This window comes from Lutibacter holmesii (assembly GCF_042679665.1).
GTDB lineage: Bacteria > Bacteroidota > Bacteroidia > Flavobacteriales > Flavobacteriaceae > Lutibacter > Lutibacter holmesii.
In genome coordinates this window covers 1,063,185-1,088,597 of record NZ_JBHTMV010000003.1, presented here as the reverse complement: position 1 = coordinate 1,088,597, position 25,413 = coordinate 1,063,185, and the positions used below count along the sequence as shown (strand labels likewise).

The window sequence follows — 25,413 nt, the reverse complement described above, 5'->3', positions numbered from 1 at the left end:
TACTTCTTTAATTTATACTGATTTAGATTTTAATTTTTGAAGTTCAACTAACACGCGTTTAATTGTATTTTCTAGATAAAGAATCATGGCACTCAATTCTTCTGAATCACCATAAGTTTCAGCATCAGCTTCAATTTCACGTATTTCCTCTTTTAATAAATGAACACCTAACGTATCTAAAGAAGGTTTTATTTTATGTGCTATTCTTGCAACTTCTTTAAAATCTCCAGATTGATATGCCTGCTTCATTTCATTAATAGATGCAGGTGTATCATCAATAAATAATTGCAACATTTTATCAATAAATGCCTTGTTTCCTTTGGCTATAGCTTCAAGTTTACTTAAATCAAATAGTGCTTCTGTTGGCACTTTTTTCTCTACTGAAGATGTCTGAGGCTTGTTTTTAGATTTCCCCAACCAAGTTGAAACAACATACAAAAACTGATCTTCATCAAATGGCTTCGATAAATAATCATTCATTCCTAAAGAAAGACATTTTTCACTTTCACCCTTTATTGCATTTGCTGTTAAAGCTATAATTGGAATATTAGAATTTAAATCTTCTCTTATTACTTTGGTTGCTTCATACCCATTTAAAACTGGCATTTGTAAATCCATAAGCACCAAATCACAAGGGTTTTCTTTTACAAACTTCACAGCCTCCTCTCCATTTTCAACTTCATAAACAGAGACATCATATTCACTTAAAATAAGTGCCGCAACCATCCTATTCATTTGATTATCGTCAACAACTAATATTTTTTTATTTGTTAAAACATTTTTATCAACAAATGAAGCATCTTTCTTCTGAATATCTTGCTCTCCTCCTTTTTCTAAATTAAATCTTAAGAATACAGTAGTTCCTTTCCCCTTTTCACTTTCAACCAAAATATCACCCTCCATAACATCAACTAAAGATTTTGTAATACTCATACCTAAACCTGTACCTCCGTGATTTTTGGCTACTGAAACATATTCTTGACTGAACTTTTTAAACAAATGCTCTAAAAATATTGGCTCCATTCCAATTCCTGTATCTGTTATTTCTATTTCAACATCTTGAGATGTTTTATAATCTTCAACAACTTTAAAACAAATATCAACACCACCAACAGCCGTAAATTTAATAGCATTAGAGATAAGATTTAACAAAATTTGATTGATACGGAATGGATCTCCCAATAGCACTGAGCTTAACTTACTATCATAATACGAATTAGTTAATGACAATCCTTTTTCTTCAGCTTTATGCATCATTACTTTTATAGCTCCATCAATTACTAATTTTGGATCAAAACCAATTTTTTCAAAAGTAAGCTTACCAGCCTCTAGTTTAGCTAAATCTAAAACATCATTTATTATTACTAAAAGATTTTCAGATGCACTTGAAATAGTTTCTAAATAACTACGCTGCTTATCATTTAAAGTTGATTTTTGAAGTTGGCGACTCATTCCCATAATAGCATTCATAGGAGTTCTAATTTCATGACTCATATTTGCTAAAAAGTTTTGCTTAGTTTGCGCTAACTCTTCTGTTACTTTTTTAGCTATTTTAAGCTCTTTTTCAACAAGTATACGACTGGTAATATCTACAGCAAAACCAATTGCATAAGGCTCTTCTCCTTTTTCTTCTTTTAAAAAGTTGTTATAAAAACTATAAACAATACTTCCATCTTTATGAAGCACCCTAAAAATACCCGTAGCTTCTTTGTTTTCTTTTATTTTATTTAAATAATTTTCTTGAAACAATAACTTATCTTCATCTGGCATAAATTCCATTAATGAATGCCCTATAACCTCATCATCTTCATAACCATATAGTTTTTTAACCATTGGATTTACACTCATGAAATTACCTTCCATATCATGCGTGGTTATTATAGCTAAACTATTATCAATAACATCTCTGTATCGTTTTTCGCTTTTAGCCATTTCCTTCTGAATATTTTTTATATAGGTAATATCAACCCCATACCCTATTACCAAATCAACCTCATTGGTATCACTAATAACCGGATACATATTTCGCATCATAAACCTACTAGTGCCATCTTCTTGTGGAATTTCTTCTTCCCAGCTTTTAAGCTTTTTACTTTCTAATATTTCTTTGAATGCTTTTTGCCTACCCTCTAAAATATATGCAGGTTTATTTCTTCTTTTTATATAATCAGCATCATTTTTACCAATAATCCATTTTCTTAATTCTTCATCTTGCATTCCCGTAGGGTTGATATATAGGTAGCGATGATTTTTATCAAAAACAGCAATATCGGAAGGAATATTATCTAGAATTCTTTCATAGAAAACACGTAAATTCTCTAGCTTTTTATCAATAGCAATTTTTTCAGTAACATCATTATACATCCATAAATGCCCGTCATAAACACCATCACTCCAAATTGGAACAAAATCACGCTCAAATACACGGCCATCAGCCAACTCTAATTGCTCTCCTGTAACCAATTCCTTGTTTTTTAAAAGCTCAGAAACTCTTGAAACAAACAGATCTGGATCAACAAACAAATGCTTAAACTTATTGTCTAGGTTTGAACAATCTTCTCCTATTAATTGAGCTGGATCAGTACCTATATTAAACAACTCACAATATCGTTTGTTAGCCAACGCTACGGTTTCATTTTTATTTTCTAACAACACACCATCACTTAAATTAGCAATAAGTGAAGACATTCTACTAGCCGCTGCTTTTATTTTTTCTTGTGCTTCTTTTTCAGCCGTAATATCTTCTTCTAAAGCAAAAAAGTGTGTAACCTTCCCTTTATTATCAAATATTGGTTGTCCATTGATTCTTAACCAATAACCTTCCCCACATTTTTTATAATTATATACCTCACAAGTAAACGGTAATGATTTTTTAATTTGCTCCCTCATATAGGAAACACTTTCAGGATCTGTTTCTTCACCTTGTAAAAATTTCCCAGGAGTTTCACCCTTAACTTCAGACAGCTTGTAACCCGTTATTCTTTCAAAAGCCTTATTTACCCACTCTAACTTCCCTTTTGAATCTGTAATTATAACAGCATTTGTTGTTTCTTGAACAATAAGCGACAGCTTCTCAAGCTCTGCTTGATTTTTTTTCTGCTCAGTTATATCTCTTCCATAAATATTAATATAACCTTCTTCAGGCATAGATACACAACCAAAAGAATAATCTACATCATTAGATCTAGCTTCAAAATTCCATCTTTTAGCAGTTTTATCAATATCTGTCACTAAAAATTTAAAAAACAAGTCGTTTCTATAAACATCTCCATTGTATTCAATAAAATCAAGATTGGAAGCTGCAGGGTTATTTTGTATTAAATCACCTTCATAATTAATTCTAATATTTGGATCTGGATTTTGTTGAGGAAATAATGCTATATCATAAACTTCTTTATTTGCCTTTTTTAAATCATTTTTTTGTTTGACAATTGTTTTAACAAGTCCTTTAAGTTCATCATTGGTTATTTCTTGAGATTTTAAAACATTTAACAAATCAATTATTGGATCGTGCTTGGCAAAATCATCAATAATTAAGTTATTTTCTTTTAATTGCTCAATGGTTCCAAACCAGGGTGAACCAATAAATAAGATATTTTCTGAACCTTTCAAATACTCAAATTGCCCACGTAATTTTAGTTTTTCAGTAGTTACCGCTTCTAAAACAATTAAATTATCTTCTAGTTCAATTAAATCATTAAATGAGTTGATAATAGTTAGTGGCCTTGGTATTTTAAAAAACTCATGAAATTTTTTAACTTGCCCAAAATCATACAATTTTGCAATAGACTCTCCGTAAGAAACAACTTCCATTTCCTTATTAATTAAAATAAAAAAAGGAAACAGTCTATTTAACTGTTTTTGACTTAAAGAACAAAAATTGGACATATTTTACCAGCTTACTTTAAATATCTCATGGCTACTACCATCACTTCTACTCTGCAACAATTCAACATTCACATCAACTTCATACATTTTACCTAACCCGCTCATTAATCCTCTTACAAACTCTTGTAACCCTTCTCTTTCAGAGTGATAATGAACATGAATTGAACTTTCCTCAATGTCGCTAACCTTAAATTCTGGTGGTGTTAATTTAGGATACATCAACATAATTCGGTTGTGAAATAGCGGTAAGTTTACTAAAAACTCTTTTAAATTGTTTCCACCAGACTCCATTAAACCACCATACTTTTCTTTACCTGTTTTAAGCACCCACCATTCACCAAAAGCTTGTAAAACATCTCCTGCTGAAATACCTAATACTTCTGATGCTGCTCCAACTAACTCATAAGTTATACTATCTTCATAAGGTTCATTACTTAAGAAAAAATCAACATCAACTCCACTTTTTTCTTTTACTGCCTCCCATTTATCCTCTCCAAAAGTTTCGGTAACAAGGTCCTGAATAGCTTTATTTACAATACCGTACATAGTTTATTAAATTTAAGTTATTATTAATCCTCATAAAACGAGGTAATTGTCATTGTTTGGTTATGTAATTGACAGTCTCCTCCTTCATTAAAAGGTGTAATTTCACCATATGAATAAAATCCTGCCATTACTGTTTTATTGTTAAAGGTTTTAGCTACAGCTTTCACTTCTTCATCTATTTTTTCTCCTAACACCAATTTACGACCAACACAACTAATTAAAATTGCTAAATCTGGTTGCTCATTTTGTTTATTTGAAGTTTGACTTGCGGCTTCAGACGCTGCTTTTGTTAATTTTGTAAAGTTAGATTTCATAAATCTCACTTGTGAACCTACCGGAACATCACCTGCAAAAGTCATACTTTTCTCTTCTTCATTAATTGATAAAATAGTACGTACAATTGGTTTAGTAGCTCCCGGAATAACAACTGATAAAGGGTACAATAGTGCAGCTCCTGGTAAATTTTTAGCCTCAGGTCCCAAATATTTTTTATACAACTCTAATGCATTTTGATGCCCTAACTCATACAAAATATTATCTGTAGATTTTGTAATTCTTTTTTCCAGCCCAAAAATATCCCAACCTCCTTGAGATCCGTGTTCTACCGTTAAACTTTCCCCATAAAACCCTATTGCTATAATTTCACCTTCTTTAGGTTGCTCATTAAGTCCCAAAAGAGTAGATTTAAAATTTGCCCCATCACCAGCAAGCCCACCAGTAATTAACACATCTTTATGAACTTGAGTTGACAAACCTTTCACAAGCTCACTACCATTTACTAAACTACCGTCTGAAAAAACCATTAAATACTTTAAATTTTCTTTTGATATTTTTTTTACCAAACCAATACCAGCATTAAAACTTGTATCAAAATTTTTAATATTAACTGTTGTAGCCTCAATTTTTGTTTTATCAAAACGCATTGCAACTGCCACCAATGAATTATCGTAAACATTTTCTTGATAAATTTCACCTGAAGTACTACACATTGAAACAATTGCAGCTGGAAATTTAGATTTAACAATTGAATAAATATTGTTTATTTCTAGCATTGCTTTAGAGCCAAAACACAAAACTAGTTCAGCCTTTTCATCTTCTAATGATTGACTTTCTGTATTTTTTGACCAATTGTTTTCTGAAAACTTATAAAGCAATGTATTCATAGTTATTTTATTTAAAAAATGGGTTTCTCATTAATTAAATTATATAGTTAAAATTATACCAAACAATAAATAAACTCTAACATATTTATTATCAGTAAATTAAACTCAAACTCAACTAAAGTAAACTCCAATTTTTAGAAATATTTCCAAATTATGGAAAACAGGTTTCTTACTCCAATTCTCCATCTTTTAGCATTTTATAAATTGTACTTTTTCCTATATCTAAAACTTTAGCAGTTTCAATAACATCATTATCATGTTTACCTAAATAATATTTCACAATATCACAAGTATGCTGCCTTAAAGTTTTTTTCTTAGTTAGGAAAATTTCGCCATTTTTTGTTGGCGTATATGAAATGTCATTTTCCGTTATTTCATTATTCTCGCAAATAACTGCCGCTAACTCAACCATTGCTCTTAATTCTCTTACATTTCCCGGAAAATAATATTGCATTAATTTTTCTTTTGCTTCTTTAGAAAAACGAATAACTCCCATATTATTTTCTTTTGAAAATTCATTTAAAAAATACTTTGAAAGAATTAAAATATCATTTCCTCTATCGCGCAATGGTGGCAATTCAATTGGTAACCCCATAATTCTAAAAAATAGATCTTCTCTAAAAGCACCTTTTCTAACTTCTTCAACTAAGTTATTATGTGTTGCAACAATTAATCTAACATCTAATTTAATATTCTCATTTCCTCCAACCCTCGTTAATTCTCTTTCTTGAAGAACTCTCAATAATTTAGATTGCAAACTCAAATCTAACTCTGCAATTTCATCTAAAAATAATGTTCCACCACTCGCTTCTTCAAATTTCCCTATTTGACGAGAAACCGCCCCAGTAAAAGCACCTTTTTCGTGTCCAAACAGCGTACTTTCAATCAATCCATCAGGAATTGCAGCCATATTAACTGCTACAAAATTATTTTTTTTTCTAGAACTATTATAATGAATTGCTTTTGCTACTAACTCTTTACCAGTACCTGTTTCACCTGTAATAGAAATATTTATATTTGTTTTTAAGGCTTTTTCCATCATTGTAAAAACACGTTTCATAACAGTGCTTTGCCCTACAATTGATTTATCAAATGAATATTTTTGACCTAACTCTTCACGTAAATGCTCAACTTCTTTTTTTAAAGTTTGCGTTTCACGTATACGTAAAATACTATTCCATAATAAATCTTTGGTTGAATCATCTTTAATTAAGTAATCACTTACACCCATTTTAAGCATATTAACCGCAACAGAAACATCTTCTTGACCACTAATCATAATCACAGGAATAGATGGGTTTATTTCTTGTAATTTCTTTAGCAACTTATCTCCAGTAATATCAGGTAACGAAAAATCTAAGGAAATTAAATCGGGTTGTGGCCACATTTTTGAAAGTAATTCTTTACCTGTTGTAAAAAGAGTAACTTTATAATCTGGATTCAAACTCAAATGATGCTTCAATATTTCTCCATACCAAGGATCATCTTCTACAATAAAAATAGTGTAACTACCCATAAAATTTTAATAAACTTTAGCAATTTTGTAAAGAGAACAATTCAAAATACTATTGCAATATAAAGATTTTTTTCCAAAATATAGACTGAAATCACCTCTAAAAAATAAAGAGATTTTAAATTATAAAAACTTTATTTCAAACACAATTACATAAACAACATTTCATTTTTTTCCATGTAACTATATAAATCTCTCTCCCTAGAAACACTTATTTTAACACTTTTCACACACTTATTAAATATTTAGCTGAAAATACAGATTTTAACAGCTAAAACATTATTTATCAAAAACTTAAAAACCAACCGGTTAAAATTTATAATTTTTACTAAAATTTTAACACAAAAGTCGTATATTTATTGCAACCAACCATTCATACTAAAAAACATGCTGTTTACTCCAAATTCCGAACTTCCCGCTAGCAAACTATACAATTTATCTTTAATTGACACCATGTGTAGAGGCAACCAAGAACAAGTAGCGAAAATGGTGAAAGTTTTTACCAGTGAAATTTCTCAATCTGTCGCAGATATTAATACCGCTTTTTCAGAAAAAGATTTCTTAACTATAAAAAAACTCACACACAAAGTTAAACCTACACTTACATATTTTGGAGTTGAAAAATTACAAAAAGAATTACTTCTAATAGATGCATTATTATTGACAGATTTTGACATAACAACATTAGAAACACACTTAAATAATTTTACAAAATTAACAACTAAAGTTATTGATCAATTAAACAATGACTTTTAATAAAACAATACCTAAAACATGAAGAAAAAAATATTAGTAGTAGACGACGAAATGAGTATTTGTCTTTTGTTAGAGAATTTTCTTTCACAAGACTACGATGTAGTGTCTTTAAACAATGGTGCAGATGCACTTGAATGGCTAGAAGGTAACCTTCCTGACTTGATTATTAGTGATATTCAAATGACAAAAATGGATGGTTACGAATTTTTAACAAATGTTAGAAAAAGAGGTTTTACAAAACACACACCTGTTCTAATGTTATCAGCCAGAGCTGAAAGTAAAGAACGTATTAAGTGCTATCAGTTAGGCGCACAAGATTACCTAACTAAACCTTTTAATCCTGAAGAACTAGAAGAATTGGTTAAAAAAAATCTTTTCCCTATTCATTATGCCATAGAATGGTAATTGAGTGATTAAAACATTGCATTAAATAATCCCTAAAAACAATTATGAGCTCTACTTTAAATATATTATACATTGGGAACGAAGAAGAAGTATTAAAACAGCTAGGCCTGCAAGAAAATGTTTCTTTAACTATTGTAAATAACAACTTAGCTGCTGTAAACTTTCTTAATTCAAACAATAAACCAACTGCCATTATCTGCGACTATAATTTAACAGGTAGTAATGGTTTATTTTTATTTGATTGGGTAAGAGAACGTAGTGAATTTAACACCACCGCTTTTATTTTACTAACAAAAGAGTTTAGTGTTGACTTGTACAAAGAAGCATTTAAAAAGCGTGTTGATGATTTTTATGTAATTTCTCCAAACCTTTCAGAAAATCTTTTAACAAGAATACAATTTCTTCAGAAATTCAAAAGTAAAACTACACCTTCTGAGTTACCTATTCAGAAAAGCGACAACTACCATATGCCGTTTACAAAACGACTGTTCGATATTTTTGTAGCCGGATCAGTGCTTTTATTTGCCTCTCCTTTTTTATTACTTATTATTATAGCTATTAGATTAGAATCTAAAGGAAAAGTATATTACATTGCTAAAAGAGTTGGTCGTAAAACTTTTGATTTTTACAAACTTCGCTCTATGCGTACTGGTTCTGATGAGTTATTAAAAAAACTAGCTAAAGAAAAAAATCAATATAATACGGGAGCTGTACAAGAAAAAAATCCGCTAGATGTTCCTTGCCCTAGATGTAGTGCTTTACCTGAAGGAGAAACATGTTCTCCTATGATGTATGTAGACACGCATCATATTTGCGACTATTGGCACAATCATCAAAAAGCTGAAGCTGCAAAAAGCGACTCTACATTTGTAAAAATTGTTGATGACCCAAGAGTCACTAAAGTGGGGAAATTTATAAGAAACACAAGTATTGATGAATTACCTCAACTTATTAATGTACTAAAAGGCGATATGTCTATAGTAGGAAATAGACCTTTACCGGTATATGAAGCTGAATTATTAACAGCCGACACTTTATCTAAACGTTTTTTAGCTCCTGCTGGTATTACTGGTTTATGGCAAGTTGAATTAAGAGGGAAAGGTGGTGACATGTCTGAAGATGAAAGAAAACGCTTAGACAATGAATACGCTGATCACTTTAAGGATGGTAATTTTTCCTTTTGGTACGACATTAAACTAATATTAAGAACGATACCTGCTCTTTTTCAAAAAAGCTCAGTATAATTAAAACAAAATATTTAGGATTATTACATAATGAAAAACATTTCTAAAATTATTTTTTTTATCATAATTAACTTTTGTCTCATTCAAGTTACTACAGCTCAAACTAGCGAAATAAAAAGTAAACCTAGAGAAATACTTTTTCCTCCTCTAGAAGAATTAATTGAAGCGGCAATAAAAAACAATCCTGCTGTTAAGTTTAGAATATCTACAATGGAAGCGAAAGAATCTTTAGTGAAATCTGAACGCAATTATTGGACACGCAACTTTGGTTTACAGGCTGATTTTACATACGGAAACATAAATAACAGCTCATATAGTATTGAAGCTGAAGACAGCAATTTATTATCTACTTCTACCACCCAATTAAATTATGGCGCTGGTGTATATATGAAGTTTCCCATTTTTGACATTATTAATAGGAAAGCCCAAATTAAACAAGCTGAATTAGAAGTAGATCAAGCTAAAAACATGGCTGAAAGTCAAAAAAATGAAATCCGAGAGTTGGTTATAAAACAATATCAAGAAGCTATTCTAAAACAAAAATTGCTCAACATAAAATCTCATAATCTTGGTAATGCAAGAGTAAATATGGAAATGGTGGAAAAAGAATTTAGAAATGGAGTAATTGCCGTTTCAGAATATGTTCGTATTTCGGATATAACTTCTAAAATTGAAGTGGAATATGAAACTGCAAAATCTGACTTTTTTTTAGCAAAAAAATTACTAGAAAATACTATTGGATTTACAATAGGTAAAACTAATTCAAATTAGAAAAATGACAATAATTGAACTCATAAGATTAATATTAAAACACTTAAGGCTATTAATAATTGTGCCTTTAATGCTTGCATTATTAGTTTTGTTACTTACAAGCAAACCTAGCCTTGAATATTCATCGCAATCTATTTTATACACCGGTCTTGCATCAGGATCCTCAATTGAAATGGATAAGGCTTTCAATTATTATGCTACAAATACAGCATTTGACAATTTAATAAACATAATAAATTCAAGAGAAACTCAAGAAGAAGTAGCCATTAGACTGTTAAGTCAACATTTAATGTTACCTAAGGCAAACCCAAAATTTATATCTCAAAAATTATTTGAAGAATTAAAAAATAAAATTCCAAGTGAACTGTATGAATATGTAGATACAAATTCAACCAACCAAGAAAACAACAAAAATGATGTTGCTACAGAAGTACTTTTTCCTTCAGAAATAAATAGAGAAAGTTACGAAAAAACGGTAAAAAATCTTACTGATTTAATGAATAGTAGCAATACCAACTTTGTATATGAATTATTAAATTACGAAGATGAACATTATTCTCTTAAAGCAATATCATCAATAAAAGCAATGAGAATTTCAAGTAGTGATTTAATAAAACTTAGCTACACCGTAAATGACCCTGGTATTTGCCAGCAAACACTTGCTATTTACAATGAAGTTTGTATAAAAAATTATAAAAACATTAAAGAAAACAGATCAGGCTCGGTTGTTAAATATTTTGAATCTCAACTTGAACTTTCACGTGAAAAGTTAAAACAAGCAGAAAGTAAACTGCTCGAGTTTAACAAATCGTACAACATTATAAACTACTACGAACAAAGTAAAGCAGTAGCAGTTGTAAAAGAAGATATGGAAGTTGCTTACAACAACAAAAAGGCTGAATTAGCTGGTGTAAAAGCAGCAACCAAAAGACTTGAAGAAAAACTGAATATTCAAGACCAAATACAAACTAAAAGCACTCTTGTTCTTGAAAAAAAGGAAAAGTTAGGCGAACTTAATTATGAGATTGCCATTTCTGAAGCAGAATCAAACAATGATGAAGAAAGTATCGCTAGAATTTATGATTTAAAAAAGCAGGCAGAAAACCTTACAAACGAAATACGAGCTGGTGTTGATGAATTGTATAGATATCAAAATACACTTGACGGAGTACCAACAAGCAAAGTACTTCCTGACTGGATGAACACAGTTGTACAATCTGAAAACCTAAAAGCTGAAATTCAAGTAATGGATCAGCGAAATAAAGATTTTCAAGAACAATATGAAATATATGCACCAGCAGGAGCTAATATAAAAAGAATTGAACGTGAAATATCAGTTTCAGAACAAGGATATTTAGAAATTCTTCACGGATTAAACTTAGCCAAACTTAAGTTGCAAGACAGTGAAATGTCTGCAAATTTGAAAACAATTGATCCACCTTTTTATCCTTTAACACCAATACCTACAAAACGAAAAATACTTATTATTGCCGCCGCATTACTTGGAGGCATCTTAATTTTAGGTATAATTTTGGTTATGGAGTATTTTGATGATACTTTAAAAAACGCAAAAAAAGCAAGCGAAATTTTAAAACTAAAACCTTTAGGAATGATTCCTAAAATACTACTAAACCCAAGTACTATAAATCCTAAATATATACACCAACGTTTAGTAGAAATAATAACGCAAAACATTATACAGTCACTAACAACTCAACATTCAGAAAATAATACAAAAACCATTTTATGCTTTAGTACACAAAAAATGGAAGGAAAAACTGTATTAGCGGGTAATATTGCGAAAGGATTGAAGGAAAATGGTAAAAATGTTTTAGTACTAAACTACAATAATGAAGAACAGCCTATAAATGTTCAACGAAAATACTCAATAATTGATAAAATTTTAGGCAATCAAGATCCAAGGATTGATTTTGACAATCCTTTTTTGGCAAACCCTTCAACATATTTAGATGCTTCTGAATATCATACATATACAATAGACAAGCAATTTTATAAAGCAAAAAATTACATAGATATTCTTAACCTTAACAACATTAAGCTTAATTATACACCTGACTATGTAATTATAGAATTACCTGCATTAATTTACAACAATCATCCTGCAGAGTTATTCGCAAATTCAGATATTGATATTTTAGTTTGCAGATCAAATAGATTATGGGCTGAAGCTGACCAAACCGCATTAAATAACCTGTTACCACTTTCTGGTGAAAAAATGAAATTTATTGTGAACGGGGTAGAATTAAAAGAGGTAGAATCACTATTAGGCGATTTACCAAAAAAACGAAGCCAATTTAGAAAGAAGGTGAAAAACATGTTTAAATTTCAATTCTTTTCTAAAAACCAATTGTAATAATCAATGGAAAAACTTAAACAAATAATCCGTGAAGATAATTTCTTATCCCTAACAGGAAATGTTGTAATAGCAGTTCTTGGATTGGTTGGATTTGCATTACTTGCAAGAAGTTTATCTTTAGATATTTTTGGAGAATGGGTACTATTTATTTCAGCAGGTTCTTTTGTTGAAATGTTTCGATTTGGAATTACAAATACTGGCCTAATTCGTTATTTATCAGGCGCTGATGATAGCTCAAGAGTAAAACTAATAGGTTCAAATGCATTAATAGGTTTAGGTGCCACTACATTTATTGCTTTCTTATTAATAATTTGCAACAACTTTTTTAGTGAAGCCATTGGTAATTCAGGGTATAATTTGTTTTTTACTTGGTATCCATTATTAGCATTTCTAAATTTACCTTGGAACAACGCCCTAGTGGTTTTGCAAGCAGATAGAAAATATGCCAAAATTTTAGCTATTAAAGCTATGAATAGTGGAGCCTTCTTTTTAGTGATAGTAGCTCATTTTTATTTTTTTGAATTGTCACTTACACAATTGGTTTTAGCAATGTTATTTATTAATGCTACTACATCACTTACAACAATTATTTTAGGCTGGGACGGAACGAAACATATTATTAGTGCTTCTGCAGAAACAAATAAAACATTATTAAACTTTGGAAAATATACAACATTTACTCTTATAGGAAGTAATTTATTACGAAGCGCAGATGTACTAATTATAAGTTTAAGTCCTATGGGAAATGCAGCTGTTGCCTTGTATAGTATCCCATTAAAATTAACTGAATTACAACAAATTCCACTGCGTAGTTTTGTAGCTACTGCATTTCCAAAAATGTCAAAAGCAAGTGTTCACAATAAGATTTCTGAAGTAAAGGATTTATTTTACACTTATGCAGGAGCGCTTACTTACTTATTTGTTGGTATTAGTTTATTCACCTTTGTTTTTGCTGAATTTTTTGTATTTATACTTTCAGGTGATCAATATTTAAAGACAGATCCAGTTACAGGATTTAATGTAGTAAATATTGTACGCGTATTTTCAATCTACGGATTATTATTACCTATTGATCGTATGACAGGAATTGGTTTAGACAGTATTAATAAACCAAATATTAATGCCCTAAAAGTATTTTTAATGGTAATAGCAAATGTTGTTGGAGATCTTATTGCCATTTTCATATTCAAATCATTGTTACTTGTAGCTGTTGCATCTATATTTTTCACATTAGTTGGTATTTGGATGGGTATGTACTTTTTAAATAAAGAATTAACATTATCCTACCGAAAAATATTCTCGAGCGGCATCCGTTTTTACGCCGATTTATATAATAAAGCAATCAAGAAAAGTTACGCAAGTTAATAACCACTAATTAAACAAGAATATTAATGATAAAAAGCAACTCAAATCCATTTAATAATCACTCAGGTTCTGGCAATTTAGCCAACCCGAGAGCTATTATATTGTTATTTGTTGTTGTAGGTTTATTTGCCATAATATTAGCCAAAATGCAGGTTGTAGGAGTTGGTCTTTTATTAGCTTTGTTTGGTGCTTGTGTTTATGGCTATGTTTTATTCAAAAATCCTATTATAGGTTTTTTTACGGCAATAGCACTTAATTTTGTATTACTTGGTTTAGGAAGATATGTAAAAGGATTACCTCTTGGATTTGGAATAGATGGTATTTTTATTTTAACCTATTTAGCATTATTTTTTTCAAGATTTAAAGAAAGGATTGATTGGTCGCCAGCAAATAAAGATATTACTTATTTAGCCGCTATTTGGTTAATGTATATTGTTTTTCAAATTGTAAATCCTGAAGCACGCAGCATGGCTGCCTGGATTTCTGGTAGAGGTTTAGGGTTTTATTTCTTTTTGCTAGTTCCGCTTACATTAATGCTTATTAATACAAATAAAAAACTAGATTACTTTTTATATGTATGGGGAGCTTTTTCAATTCTTGCAACTTTAAAAGGAACTATTCAGCTTCTTTTTGGTGTAGATGCTGCAGAACAAGCTTGGTTAGACGGTGGTGGAGCAGAAACACACGTCCTTTTTGGAAAATTAAGAATTTTCTCTTTTTTTAGTGATGCAGGACAATTTGGAGCAAATCAAGGGTACGCTGGTGTTGTCTTCATTATTTTCTCAATGACTAAAAAAGGGCTCTCAAAACTATTTTTCATTGCTGTTGGCGTGTTAGGTTTTTATGGGATGATGATCTCAGGAACAAGAGGAGCCATTAGTGTGCCTGTAGTTGGTTTTATGACATATTTTGTACTAAGCAAAAACATTAAAATTCTTACAGTTGGCATCACAGGTATTCTACTTCTATTTGTATTTTTTAAGTACACCACAATCGCCAATGGGAATGCTCAAATTAGAAGAATGCGTGGTGCTTTTGATCCTAATAACAAATCATTACAAGTACGTTTAGACAATCAAAAAATATTAAAAGGATATCTTGCTTCAAGACCATTTGGTGGTGGTGTTGGACACGGAGGTGTAAAAGCACAACGATTTTTACCCAACGCATTTCTTTCACAAGTAGCAACAGATAGTTGGTATGTTTTAATTTGGGTTGAAACCGGAATTATTGGATTAACATTACACTTAATGATTTTGTTTTATGTAATGGGAAAAGCATCATATATGGTCTTTTTTAAAATTAGAGACCCCATTACAAAATTAAAAATGTCAGCTTTAATTTCAGGAATGGCGGGTGTTATGATTGCCTCTTATGGAAATGCAATTTTAGGTGGAATGCCTACAGCATTATTATTTTATGCGTCCATGGCAATTATATTAAATTCAGAAGTTTTTGATACTCCTGAACAAAACACAAAGCAACAATTAATAGAACAGTAATATTAGAATAATAAAAAGATTTATAAAATATAAAAACAACCCTTATGAATTATAGAAATATTAGAGAACTAAACAATGTAATACTTGAAAAACTTAGTATCATTCCCCGCGATTTCGATTTAATTGTAGGAGTTCCAAGAAGCGGTATGCTACCAGCAAACTTATTATCATTATATCTTAATAAACCTTATACTGATATTCACTCATTTTTAAATGGCCACATATATAAGGCCGGTGCACGAAGTCAATTTTTTGATGGAAATGGCTTTAAAAAAGTACTAGTGGTAGATGACAGTATTGCATCTGGATCAGCAATGACAGAATGTAAAGAAACACTAAAACACTTAGAATCTAAATTCGACATTAAATATTGTGCTATTTATATAATTCCTGGAAAAGAAAAAATGGTTAACTATCATTTTGAAATGGTACCACTACCAAGATATTTTCAATGGAATATTATGAACCATACAACTTTAGAAAAAGCTTGTTTTGATATTGATGGAGTTTTATGCCCTGATCCTTTACCAGAACAAAACGACGATGGTGAAAAGTATATTGATTTTATTTTAAATGCTCCGCCATTATTCATTCCTGGCAGTAAAATAGGAACTATTGTAACTTCTCGTTTAGAAAAATACCGAAAAGAAACAGAAACCTGGCTAAAAGCAAACAACATAAAATACAACGATCTTGTAATGTTAGATTTACCAGATATGAAAGCCAGACAAAAAGCAAATAATCACGGAGGTCACAAAGCAAAAGCTTATATGGCTAAACCTTATGTACTATTTGTTGAAAGCGAAATTACGCAAGCTATACAAATAAATCAGATAACTAAAAAACCTGTGTTATGTACGGCAAATTTTGAAATGATTTATGACTCTGAATCTTTCTTATACAATCTTAAAAGTGGAAAACACATGCCTTTCTTAAGAAAATATGCGCTAAAAGTTCGTGATAAGTTAAGAGAACTTAAAAAGTAACCCCATATTTAGGATAACAAGCTAAATTTCAATCAACTAAAAAACAATCATAGCATGCTAATATTTAACACAGTCCAACTAATTATCTTAATTCTAACAGGATTGGCTACCCTATATATTTTCGTGTTTTCAATCGCTGGTTTATTTTACAAACAGCGAGCATACAAACAAACTGAAAATCTTAAAAAAATTGCCGTACTTATTCCAGGATATAAGGAAGATGAAGTTATTATAGAAGTTGCCAATTCGGCTTTAAAGCAAAACTACCCTTCTAATCTTTACGATGTTGTGATTATTGCAGATTCTTTTTTAGAAGAAACACTTACAGAATTAAAAACGTTACCCCTTAGATTAATAGAAGTAAGTTTTGAAAAAAGCACAAAATCTAAAGCTTTAAACAAAGCAATGGCCGCACTAACTGACCAATATGATATTGCAGTTATTTTAGATGCTGATAATTTAATGGAAGCTAATTTTTTAAAAAAAATAAACGCCTCTTTTGAAGAAGAACATATTGCTGTGCAAGGACATAGAACCGCGAAAAACACAAATAATTCTTGGGCTATTTTAGATGCTGTGAGCGAAGAGATAAACAACCATATTTTTAGAAAAGGACACATTGTTTTAGGTCTTTCATCAGCCATCATAGGTTCAGGAATGGCATTTAAGTATGATTTTTTTAAATCATTAATGTCAACAGTGAAAGCTGTAGGTGGTTTTGACAAAGAGATTGAATTGAAAATGCTAAAAGATGGTTATAAAATAGCGTACCTTAATGATGCTATGGTGTACGATGAAAAAATTCAAAAAGCTGAAGTTTTTGGAAACCAACGAAGACGCTGGTTATCTGCGCAATTACACTATTTTAGAAAAGACTTTTTTAGTGCTTTAAAGCACCTTTTCTTAAAAGGAAATGTAGATTATTTTGACAAAGCAATACAATTTATTCAACCACCAAGAGTACTGTTGTTAGGAAGTGTAATGCTTTTTGGCTCTATTTTTATAATTACAAATTATGTGTTAGAAAATGAAACAGTTTTTTCGTTAAGTTGGCTTATTGTTGCTACGGCTTGCATTCTATCTTTTCTATTTTCTATACCAAGAAGTTTGTATTCTGTAAAAACCTTAAAAGCAGTAGCTAACCTACCAAAAGGTATGTTTATGATGCTGTTATCTTTACTTAAAATTAAAGGAGCTAACAAAAAATTTATTCATACTAAACACAGTTCTAACACTTAAAAACATAAGTAACATATTAAATAAAGCTAAATTAACAGTTCCCCCAAAACATTAATTAATGCATAAAAACAAATTTGAAAAATTAGAAGCTCTTCGTGGATTTGCCGCATTGTATGTGGTACTATTTCATACATTTCCTCAACAAATTAATTTGTTAGGAATTAATGTAGGCGTTCTTTTTAGATTTGGGTCTGAAGCTGTAATAGTTTTTTTTGTATTAAGTGGGTTTGTTATAAAATATTCTTTTGAAAAATCTAACGATAAATCTTTCAAAAACTATTTTAAAAGAAGATTCATAAGACTTTATATTCCCTTAATTTTTATATTTATTTTAGGTTACCTTATTAAATCATACAGTGAAGGTGCACTCGCCAATCCAGAATGGAGTTATTTATTATCAAATTTATTTATGCTTCAAGATGTAATTTCACAAAAACCAAATGTAATTGCTCCTCCGTATATGGGAAATGGCGTTTTATGGTCGCTATCTTATGAATGGTGGTTTTATATGTTCTTTTTTATAGCAACAGTTTATATTAACAATAAAAACCTTAATAAATGGATTAACATAACTGTTATTATTAGTGCTATTTCATACCTCTTCTACCCTTTTATTGTAAATAGAATAGTAATGTATTTTGCTATTTGGTGGACAGGAGCACGTTTTGCTGACTTATACTTAAAAGGAAATAGCATCACATATAAAGCAATGCTACCGTATGCTGCGGTACTTATTACGGTAACTTTAATTTTAGCCCTAAATTTTTATTTAAATTTCAACTACACAAAAATATATAGTTACCCACTTGTAGCCTTTCCGTTTATTGAACTTAGACATTTTGTTTTCACAATTATGCTACTTTTTACAGCAATTACCTGGAAAAATTTGAATTGGTTTGGCTTCAATACCTTGTTTGGAGTTTTTAAATATTTAGCACCTTGCTCCTATGTTATTTACATTTCTCACCACTATCTGGTGGTAAAGGCAACTTATTTAAATTTCATTAATAACACAATAATTGAATATGGACTTTATATTATTTTAATGATTCTTTTCTCATACTTGATAGAAGCCATAATATATGAACGTATTAAAAAATACTTATTCATTAAACCTATTAATAACAATATACCGTAAAAAACTTAATTAATTATGAAGATAGGAATAGAAGGACAACGACTTTTTCGGAAGAAAAAACATGGAATGGATATGGTGGCTTTGGAGCTTATCAGAAATCTCCAAGAAATTGATAAGGTTAATGAATATTTTATTTTTGTAAAGCCCGATGAAGATAATAAGGTTTTAAATGAAACACCTAATTTTAAAATTATTGAATTAGATGGTGGCTCATATCCTACATGGGAACAAATTGCCTTACCAAAAGCTGCAAAAAAATACGGTTGCGAAATATTACATTGCACAAGCAATACAGCTCCGTATGTTACTAATATCCCGTTAGTAACAACTTTACATGACATTATTTATATGGAGAGTTCTTATTCCAAAATACTAACCGGTAGCGCAACTACTTACCAAAAATTTGGAAATATTTACAGAAAATTAATTGTTCCAAGAGTTGTTAAAACCAGTGCTAAAATTATAACTGTTTCACATTTTGAAAAAAAACGAATTGCTGATTTTTTTAATATTAAAAATGACAATCGTTTAGAGGCTGTTTATAATGGTGTAAGTACACATTTCAAACCTATTTTAGATAAAACAGTACTAAATAGCGTAAAAGAAAAATACCATTTACCAGATAATTTTTTCTTTTTCTTAGGTAATACAGACCCTAAAAAAAATACCAAAGGAACCTTAAAAGCTTTTTCTGAATTTTTAAAACAAAGTAAATCAAATTACAAATTGGTAATGCTTGATTACGACACTCAGGAATTACAAAAATTACTCTCTGAAATTGGAGACAAACAACTTATCAACCATATAGTTTTAACGGGATATGTAGTAAATACAGATTTACCAGCAATATATTCATTAAGTACTATTTTCTTGTACCCATCATTAAGAGAAAGCTTTGGTATTCCTATGCTAGAAGCAATGGCTTGCGGAGTTCCTGTAATTACTTCAAATACATCTTCAATGCCCGAAGTTTCAGGAAATGCTGCACATATTATAAACCCTTTTAACCCTAATGAAATTACTGAAGGAATTATTAAAATTCTTTCAGATAAAGAATATTCAGAAGAGCTTTGTAAAAAAGGATTGGAAAGAAGTAAAGTCTTTTCATGGAAAAATATGGCCAAACAAGTTCTTGTATTGTATAATGAAATAAAAAACCCAACATCATGATTAAAGGAAAAGATATAATAGTAGTCGGTATCCAAGCTTGGGATATAGAAATTGGAAGCAATTGTAAAAATATAGCTTTAGAATTTGCTAAAAACAATCGTGTTCTTTATGTAAATCCGCCAATGGTTAGATCTACAATGACTAAAGATAAACACAAAGAAAGTATACAAAAAAGAATAAAAATAAAGAATGGTTTAGAGCCCGATTTAGTTGAATTAGCACCAAACTTATGGAATCTTTACCCAAAAAATTTAGTAGAATCTATTAATTGGATTGGGTCACACAGCATTTTTAAAATTTTAAATAAAAGAAATGCTCGCTTATATACAAACAACATTAAATCAGCTATTGAAAGGTTAGACTTTAAAAATATAATTCTTTTTAATGATAGCTCAATGTTTCTTGGTCTTCATTTAAGAAAATTTCTTCAACCTGATGTATATGTTTATTACATGAGAGATTATCTTGTAAAAGTACCATATTGGCAAAAACATGGCGAACGTTTAGAACCTGAAGTAGTGAAAGATGCAGATGTTCTTACAACAAACTCTGAATTCTTTTCAGAATTTGGTTTACAATACAACAAGCATAGTTATATGGTTGGTCAAGGGTGTGATGTTTCTCACTTTAATGATGAAGATAATTCCATAAAAATACCCGATGAATTTAAAAATATTCCTAAACCTGTTATTGGTTATGTTGGCTCTTTAACTACTTTAAGGCTTGACATTGAATTGCTAGAACACATGGCCACAGAAAGAAAAGATTGGAGTATTGTATTGGTTGGACCAGAAGATGAAGATTTCAAAAATTCCAATTTACACAACTTATCCAATGTATATTTCCTTGGAAGAAAAAACGAATCAGAATTACCAGAATATGTAAAAGGTTTTGATGTAGCAATGAACCCACAGCTGTCAAACAACTTAACAATTGGAAATTACCCAAGAAAAATTGATGAATATTTAGCAATGGGTAAACCTATAATTGCAACTCAAACAATAGCAATGCAAATGTTTAAAGAGTTCGTTTATTTAGGAGCCTCAAAAGAAGAATATGTTACTCTAACCCAAAAAGCATTGGATGAAAATTCACCAGAATTAGAAGTGAAAAGAATCAATTTTGCAAAAAGTCATACTTGGACCAATAATGTAAGTGCAATTTATGATGCTATTATTAAAGCAACAAAACACCGCATAAAATGGGACTAAAAGAAAAAATAAAGTCGAACGAGAAGTTAAAAAAGCTTGTACATTGGTCAATTCTTATCCCAAAACAAACTAGACCAAGGTTATGGATAAAATGGTTTGTAAACCCTTTCTACCATAAAAAAGGAAAAGGAGCCTGTGTACGACGAAGAACACGTATGGATGTGGTGCCTTGGAATAAATTTGAACTTGGAGACTATTCAACCATTGAAGATTTTTCAGCAATTAATAATGGGGTTGGACCCGTAATTATTGGAGATAGAACTAAAATTGGTTTAAGCAATACAATTATAGGTCCAGTTACTATTGGAAATGATATTCGTCTTGCTCAAAACATTACACTTTCTGGTTTAAACCATAACTACACAGACGTTACATTACCAATACATGTACAAGGGGTTTCTACAGCTCCAATTGTAATTGAAGACGATACTTGGATTGGTGCAAATGTTGTGGTTTTAGCAGGAGTTACCATTGGTAAACATTGTATTGTTGCAGCAGGAAGTGTAGTTACAAAAAACATCCCTTCTTTTTCAGTTGCTGTTGGTAACCCCGCAAGAGTATTAAAAAAGTATAACCCCAAAACCAAACTTTGGGAAAAAGTATAAATACACATTATGGAAATATTAAAAATCATTTTTTGGACATTATTATTTATCATTGTTTACACTTACATAGGTTATGGTATATTATTGTATTTCATAATTAAAATTCGAAGAATATTTAACATTGGTAAAAAAGCAGACATTGATCCACATTACGAACCTGAAGTTACCTTATTTATTGCTGCCTATAATGAAAAAGACTATGTAGCTGCAAAAATGAAAAACTCACTAGAGTTAGAGTATCCTAAAGAAAAACTAAACATTGTTTGGGTTACCGATGGGTCTGATGATGGCACACAAAACTTATTAGAAGGCTATCCAAATACCACTGTGCATCATTTAGATGCAAGAAATGGGAAAATTGGTGCTATGAATCGTGGAATGGATTTTGTAAAAACCCCAATTGTTATATTTAGCGATGCCAATACAAACCTAGGAAAAGAATCCATTAGACGTATTGTAAACCTTTTTGCAAATAAAAAAGTTGGTTGTGTTTCAGGAGAAAAACGTATTGTAAATAAAGAAAGTGATGTTGCCTCTGGTGCTGGTGAAGGATTGTATTGGAAATATGAATCTGCCTTAAAAAAATGGGATGCTGAATTATATTCTGTAGTAGGAGCTGCTGGTGAATTATTTGCTATTAGAACAGAGTTATACCGCCATGTTGAAAAAGATACCCTTTTAGATGACTTTATAATTTCACTAAGAGTTGCACAAGATGGATACATCATTCAATATGACCCTGAAGCGTACGCAATAGAAACGGCTTCAGCAAATGTAAAAGAAGAATTAAAACGTAAAGTTAGAATTTCTGCAGGTGGAATTCAATCTGTAGTAAGGCTACGTTCGTTATTAAATGTATTCAAATATGGTACGCTTTCGTTTCAATACATTTCTCATAGAGTTTTACGATGGACACTTACACCTTTATGCTTAGTACTATTAATACCGGTTTCATTTGTTTTAGCTTACAACGAAGGTATTTTTGAATTTGGATTGTATGCTATTTTATTTTGGCTACAACTACTTTTCTATTGTGCAGCATTATTAGGTTGGTTCCTAGAAAACAGGTCTACACGTATTAAAATTCTATTTGTTCCTTATTACTTTTTTATAATGAATTTATCGGTTGTACTTGGCTTTTTTAGATATATGAAAAAATCACAATCTGTAAATTGGGAGCGCGCGAAAAGAGCTCAATAAAAAACCAAAACATTTTCAAGTTCTAATTATTCATTACTGATACTTTTACATAAAACCTCAACTTTCTGTATCAAGAAACATACTTTAGAATTTGAAAATGTTTTATAAATAAAAAAATTGCAAATAAATACTATATAAAATAGCTCTGTTTTAATTAAAAATTTGATTTAAAAAATTAACTTTTTTTGTTATCGCAGTTACATTAAATAGTGTTTAAGTTTTTAAAACAATAAATAGCCTATTAGCTACAATTCAAGAAAAATTGTATTGAATTAATTATGAAAAAATTTAAATTCACCCTGTTTTTGGGAATACTAGTAGTATTTCTAGTTGCAATATCACCCCTAATTGCAAGAATTCCTTCCTACACAATTAAAACAAACGGAAAATTATATATCGTTAATAAATTAAGTAGTAGTATTACTGTTTTTGACCTGTTTGAAGGAAAAAAAATAGTGGAAATACCAATTAAAGTAACTCCACATGAACCAATCGCAATAGCTGATCAAAATAGGTTAGTTGTCACAAATTATGGCACGGCAAGTGTAAGTGGTAAAAGTTTAACCGTTATAAATACCAAAACCAATACTATAGAAAAAAAAATAGATTTAAAGGAAAGCTTAGCTCCGCACGGAATTATTGATTTTCCTAATTCCAATAATGTTGGAGTGGTTACTGACTTAGGAAATGATTTACTAGAAGTTAATATAGAAACCGGAGAAATTGTAAAAAGAATACTTACTGAACAAATTGTAAGTCACCTAGTAGTTCTTCACCCCAAAAAACCTTTAGCTTATATTACAAATACATATTCTGGCTCAGTAAGTGTTATTAACCTTGATCTTGATAAAGTAATTAAAATAATTCCTTGCGGAAAAGGCACAGAAGGTATTGATATTACACCCAACGGCAAAGAAGTTTGGGTAACAAACATTAAAGAAAATACAATAAGCATAATAAATACCGAAACAAACAAAATTACACACACACTCCCAACAGGACAAGAATCATATAGATTAAAATTTTCTGTTGATGGCAACTATTGTTTAGTACCAAACTCTAGAGACGGCACAATTTCAGTATACCATACATCTACAAAAAAACAAATAAAAACAATATTAGTTAGAGGGAAAGTTAATTTTATAGAACGTTTCCTTTTCCATACTCCTCGCCCAGTTGGACTATTAATTCACCCAAACGGATTGTATGCATTTGTAACCAATTCAAATGCAAACGAAGTAATAGTTTTAGATATGAAAACATTTACAATTGTAAGTACTATAGGAACAGAAAATGTACCTGATGGTATGGCCATTGTAGAATAGAAAGCTTTATTATTCATATATTTATACAATAGCAATATTTTAATAAAATATGTAACTAATAAAGTGTGTAAAATTGTCATAAATTACTAAAAATGGAAACTGTTTTAATTACTGGAGGAAACGGATTAATTGGTAAACACTTAAATCATTTACTACAAAGTAAAGGTTATAAAGTAACTATTTTAAGCAGATCGAATTCAGACAGACCGAACACCTATTTTTGGGATATTGAAAAAGGATTTATTGAGCAGGAAGCCATTGAACAAGCTGATTTTATTATTCATTTAGCAGGAGCCGGAATTGCTGACAAACGTTGGACTAAAAAAAGAAAGAAAGAACTTATTGATAGTCGTGTTCATTCAACGCAACTACTATATAAAAAAGTAGCACAATTCAACCCAAATTTAAAAGGTTTTATTGCTGCTTCAGGTATTGGGTATTACGGAGCAACTACTTCTGATAAAATTTACATTGAAAATGATACTGCTGGAACTGATTTTTTAGCTACAATTTGTAAACTTTGGGAAAAAGAATCACTTATGTTTAACACCATAAATATTAGAACTGTTATTTTTAGAACTGGAATTGTACTTTCAAAAGACGGTGGTGCTTATACAAAAATTAGCAAGCCAATAAAAATGGGCGTTGGAGCTGCATTAGGAAATGGAAAACAATATATGCCTTGGATTCATATTATAGATGTATGTAATATGTACTTAAACGCTATTGAAAATCCTAACTTGCACGATATTTATAATGCTGTAGCTCCAGAACATATTACAAATAAAGAATTTACAAAACTCACGGCCAATAGCTTACACAAAAAAATTAGACTTCCAAATATCCCAAGTTTTGTACTTAAAACGCTTTTAGGTAAACTCGCTGTAATATTGTTAACTGGTTCAAGAATTTCTTCTGAAAAAATAATTACTACTAAATTTAAGTATAAATACCCTTCATTAAAAATAGCCTTGAAGCATATAAATTCATAAAAAATATTTATTTACAA

Annotated in this window: 20 protein-coding genes; 16 read left to right on the top strand and 4 right to left on the bottom strand. The window is 30.3% G+C overall.

Annotated elements, in window-relative coordinates; all coding sequences use genetic code 11:
- Positions 1 to 12: 12 nt before the first annotated feature.
- The 4 genes from ACFQ5N_RS07615 to ACFQ5N_RS07600 all read right to left on the bottom strand — a co-directional run bounded on the left by ACFQ5N_RS07615 (position 13) and on the right by ACFQ5N_RS07600 (position 7,113).
- Positions 13 to 3,888 (bottom strand): PAS domain S-box protein, encoded by a 3,876-nt coding sequence (locus ACFQ5N_RS07615; RefSeq protein WP_386808892.1) that lies wholly within the window; start codon positions 3,886 to 3,888, stop codon positions 13 to 15.
- Positions 3,889 to 3,891: 3 nt separating this feature from the next.
- Complete coding sequence (locus ACFQ5N_RS07610; RefSeq protein ID WP_386808891.1) at positions 3,892 to 4,434, bottom strand: heme NO-binding domain-containing protein; 543 nt, start codon at positions 4,432 to 4,434, stop codon at positions 3,892 to 3,894.
- A gap of 23 nt (positions 4,435 to 4,457) precedes the next feature.
- The gene (locus ACFQ5N_RS07605) at positions 4,458 to 5,597 is read right to left on the bottom strand and encodes an FIST signal transduction protein (RefSeq protein WP_386808890.1); all 1,140 of its coding nucleotides are present in this window, start codon (positions 5,595 to 5,597) and stop codon (positions 4,458 to 4,460) included.
- A gap of 169 nt (positions 5,598 to 5,766) precedes the next feature.
- Positions 5,767 to 7,113, bottom strand: coding sequence for a sigma-54-dependent transcriptional regulator (locus ACFQ5N_RS07600; protein WP_386808889.1), 1,347 nt, complete (start codon positions 7,111 to 7,113; stop codon positions 5,767 to 5,769).
- A gap of 384 nt (positions 7,114 to 7,497) precedes the next feature.
- Between ACFQ5N_RS07600 and ACFQ5N_RS07595 the strand changes: the two genes are divergently transcribed.
- The 16 genes from ACFQ5N_RS07595 (at position 7,498) to ACFQ5N_RS07520 (ending at position 25,396) form a co-directional block, all read left to right on the top strand.
- Positions 7,498 to 7,866, top strand: coding sequence for an Hpt domain-containing protein (locus ACFQ5N_RS07595; protein WP_386808888.1), 369 nt, complete (start codon positions 7,498 to 7,500; stop codon positions 7,864 to 7,866).
- Between the two features lie 18 nt (positions 7,867 to 7,884).
- Positions 7,885 to 8,271 (top strand): response regulator, encoded by a 387-nt coding sequence (locus ACFQ5N_RS07590; protein WP_386808887.1) that lies wholly within the window; start codon positions 7,885 to 7,887, stop codon positions 8,269 to 8,271.
- A gap of 44 nt (positions 8,272 to 8,315) precedes the next feature.
- The gene (locus tag ACFQ5N_RS07585; RefSeq protein WP_386808886.1) at positions 8,316 to 9,515 is read left to right on the top strand and encodes a sugar transferase; all 1,200 of its coding nucleotides are present in this window, start codon (positions 8,316 to 8,318) and stop codon (positions 9,513 to 9,515) included.
- 30 nt (positions 9,516 to 9,545) lie between these two features.
- A complete protein-coding gene (locus ACFQ5N_RS07580; protein ID WP_386808885.1) occupies positions 9,546 to 10,286 on the top strand; it encodes a TolC family protein in 741 nt (246 codons plus the stop codon).
- A 70-nt stretch (positions 10,287 to 10,356) separates the two neighbouring features.
- Entirely contained in the window at positions 10,357 to 12,660 is a 2,304-nt protein-coding gene (locus tag ACFQ5N_RS07575; protein WP_386808884.1) for a hypothetical protein, read from the top strand.
- A gap of 6 nt (positions 12,661 to 12,666) precedes the next feature.
- Entirely contained in the window at positions 12,667 to 14,028 is a 1,362-nt protein-coding gene (locus ACFQ5N_RS07570) for a lipopolysaccharide biosynthesis protein (RefSeq protein WP_386808883.1), read from the top strand.
- Positions 14,029 to 14,054: 26 nt separating this feature from the next.
- Positions 14,055 to 15,530 carry an O-antigen ligase family protein gene (locus ACFQ5N_RS07565; RefSeq protein ID WP_386808882.1) on the top strand — a complete coding sequence of 492 codons (1,476 nt, stop codon included), beginning with the start codon at positions 14,055 to 14,057 and terminating at the stop codon, positions 15,528 to 15,530.
- A gap of 44 nt (positions 15,531 to 15,574) precedes the next feature.
- Complete coding sequence (locus tag ACFQ5N_RS07560; RefSeq protein ID WP_386808881.1) at positions 15,575 to 16,516, top strand: phosphoribosyltransferase; 942 nt, start codon at positions 15,575 to 15,577, stop codon at positions 16,514 to 16,516.
- Between the two features lie 54 nt (positions 16,517 to 16,570).
- Positions 16,571 to 17,755, top strand: a complete 1,185-nt coding sequence (locus ACFQ5N_RS07555) for a glycosyltransferase (RefSeq protein WP_386808880.1) — start codon at positions 16,571 to 16,573, stop codon at positions 17,753 to 17,755.
- A 58-nt stretch (positions 17,756 to 17,813) separates the two neighbouring features.
- Positions 17,814 to 18,893, top strand: a complete 1,080-nt coding sequence (locus ACFQ5N_RS07550; RefSeq protein WP_386808879.1) for an acyltransferase family protein — start codon at positions 17,814 to 17,816, stop codon at positions 18,891 to 18,893.
- A 15-nt stretch (positions 18,894 to 18,908) separates the two neighbouring features.
- Positions 18,909 to 20,063, top strand: coding sequence for a glycosyltransferase family 4 protein (locus ACFQ5N_RS07545; protein ID WP_386808878.1), 1,155 nt, complete (start codon positions 18,909 to 18,911; stop codon positions 20,061 to 20,063).
- A complete protein-coding gene (locus ACFQ5N_RS07540; RefSeq protein WP_386808877.1) occupies positions 20,060 to 21,274 on the top strand; it encodes a glycosyltransferase in 1,215 nt (404 codons plus the stop codon). The genes ACFQ5N_RS07545 and ACFQ5N_RS07540 overlap by 4 nt, the downstream gene beginning before the upstream one ends.
- Positions 21,265 to 21,879 (top strand): acyltransferase, encoded by a 615-nt coding sequence (locus ACFQ5N_RS07535; RefSeq protein ID WP_386808876.1) that lies wholly within the window; start codon positions 21,265 to 21,267, stop codon positions 21,877 to 21,879. Before ACFQ5N_RS07540 ends, ACFQ5N_RS07535 begins: the two co-directional genes overlap by 10 nt.
- Before the next feature lie 9 nt (positions 21,880 to 21,888).
- Positions 21,889 to 23,079 carry a glycosyltransferase family 2 protein gene (locus ACFQ5N_RS07530; RefSeq protein ID WP_386808875.1) on the top strand — a complete coding sequence of 397 codons (1,191 nt, stop codon included), beginning with the start codon at positions 21,889 to 21,891 and terminating at the stop codon, positions 23,077 to 23,079.
- A 278-nt stretch (positions 23,080 to 23,357) separates the two neighbouring features.
- The gene (locus ACFQ5N_RS07525) at positions 23,358 to 24,404 is read left to right on the top strand and encodes a beta-propeller fold lactonase family protein (RefSeq protein ID WP_386808874.1); all 1,047 of its coding nucleotides are present in this window, start codon (positions 23,358 to 23,360) and stop codon (positions 24,402 to 24,404) included.
- 92 nt (positions 24,405 to 24,496) lie between these two features.
- On the top strand, positions 24,497 to 25,396 hold the full coding sequence (locus ACFQ5N_RS07520; protein WP_386808873.1) for a TIGR01777 family oxidoreductase: 900 nt from the start codon (positions 24,497 to 24,499) through the stop codon (positions 25,394 to 25,396).
- Positions 25,397 to 25,413 lie beyond the last annotated feature (17 nt).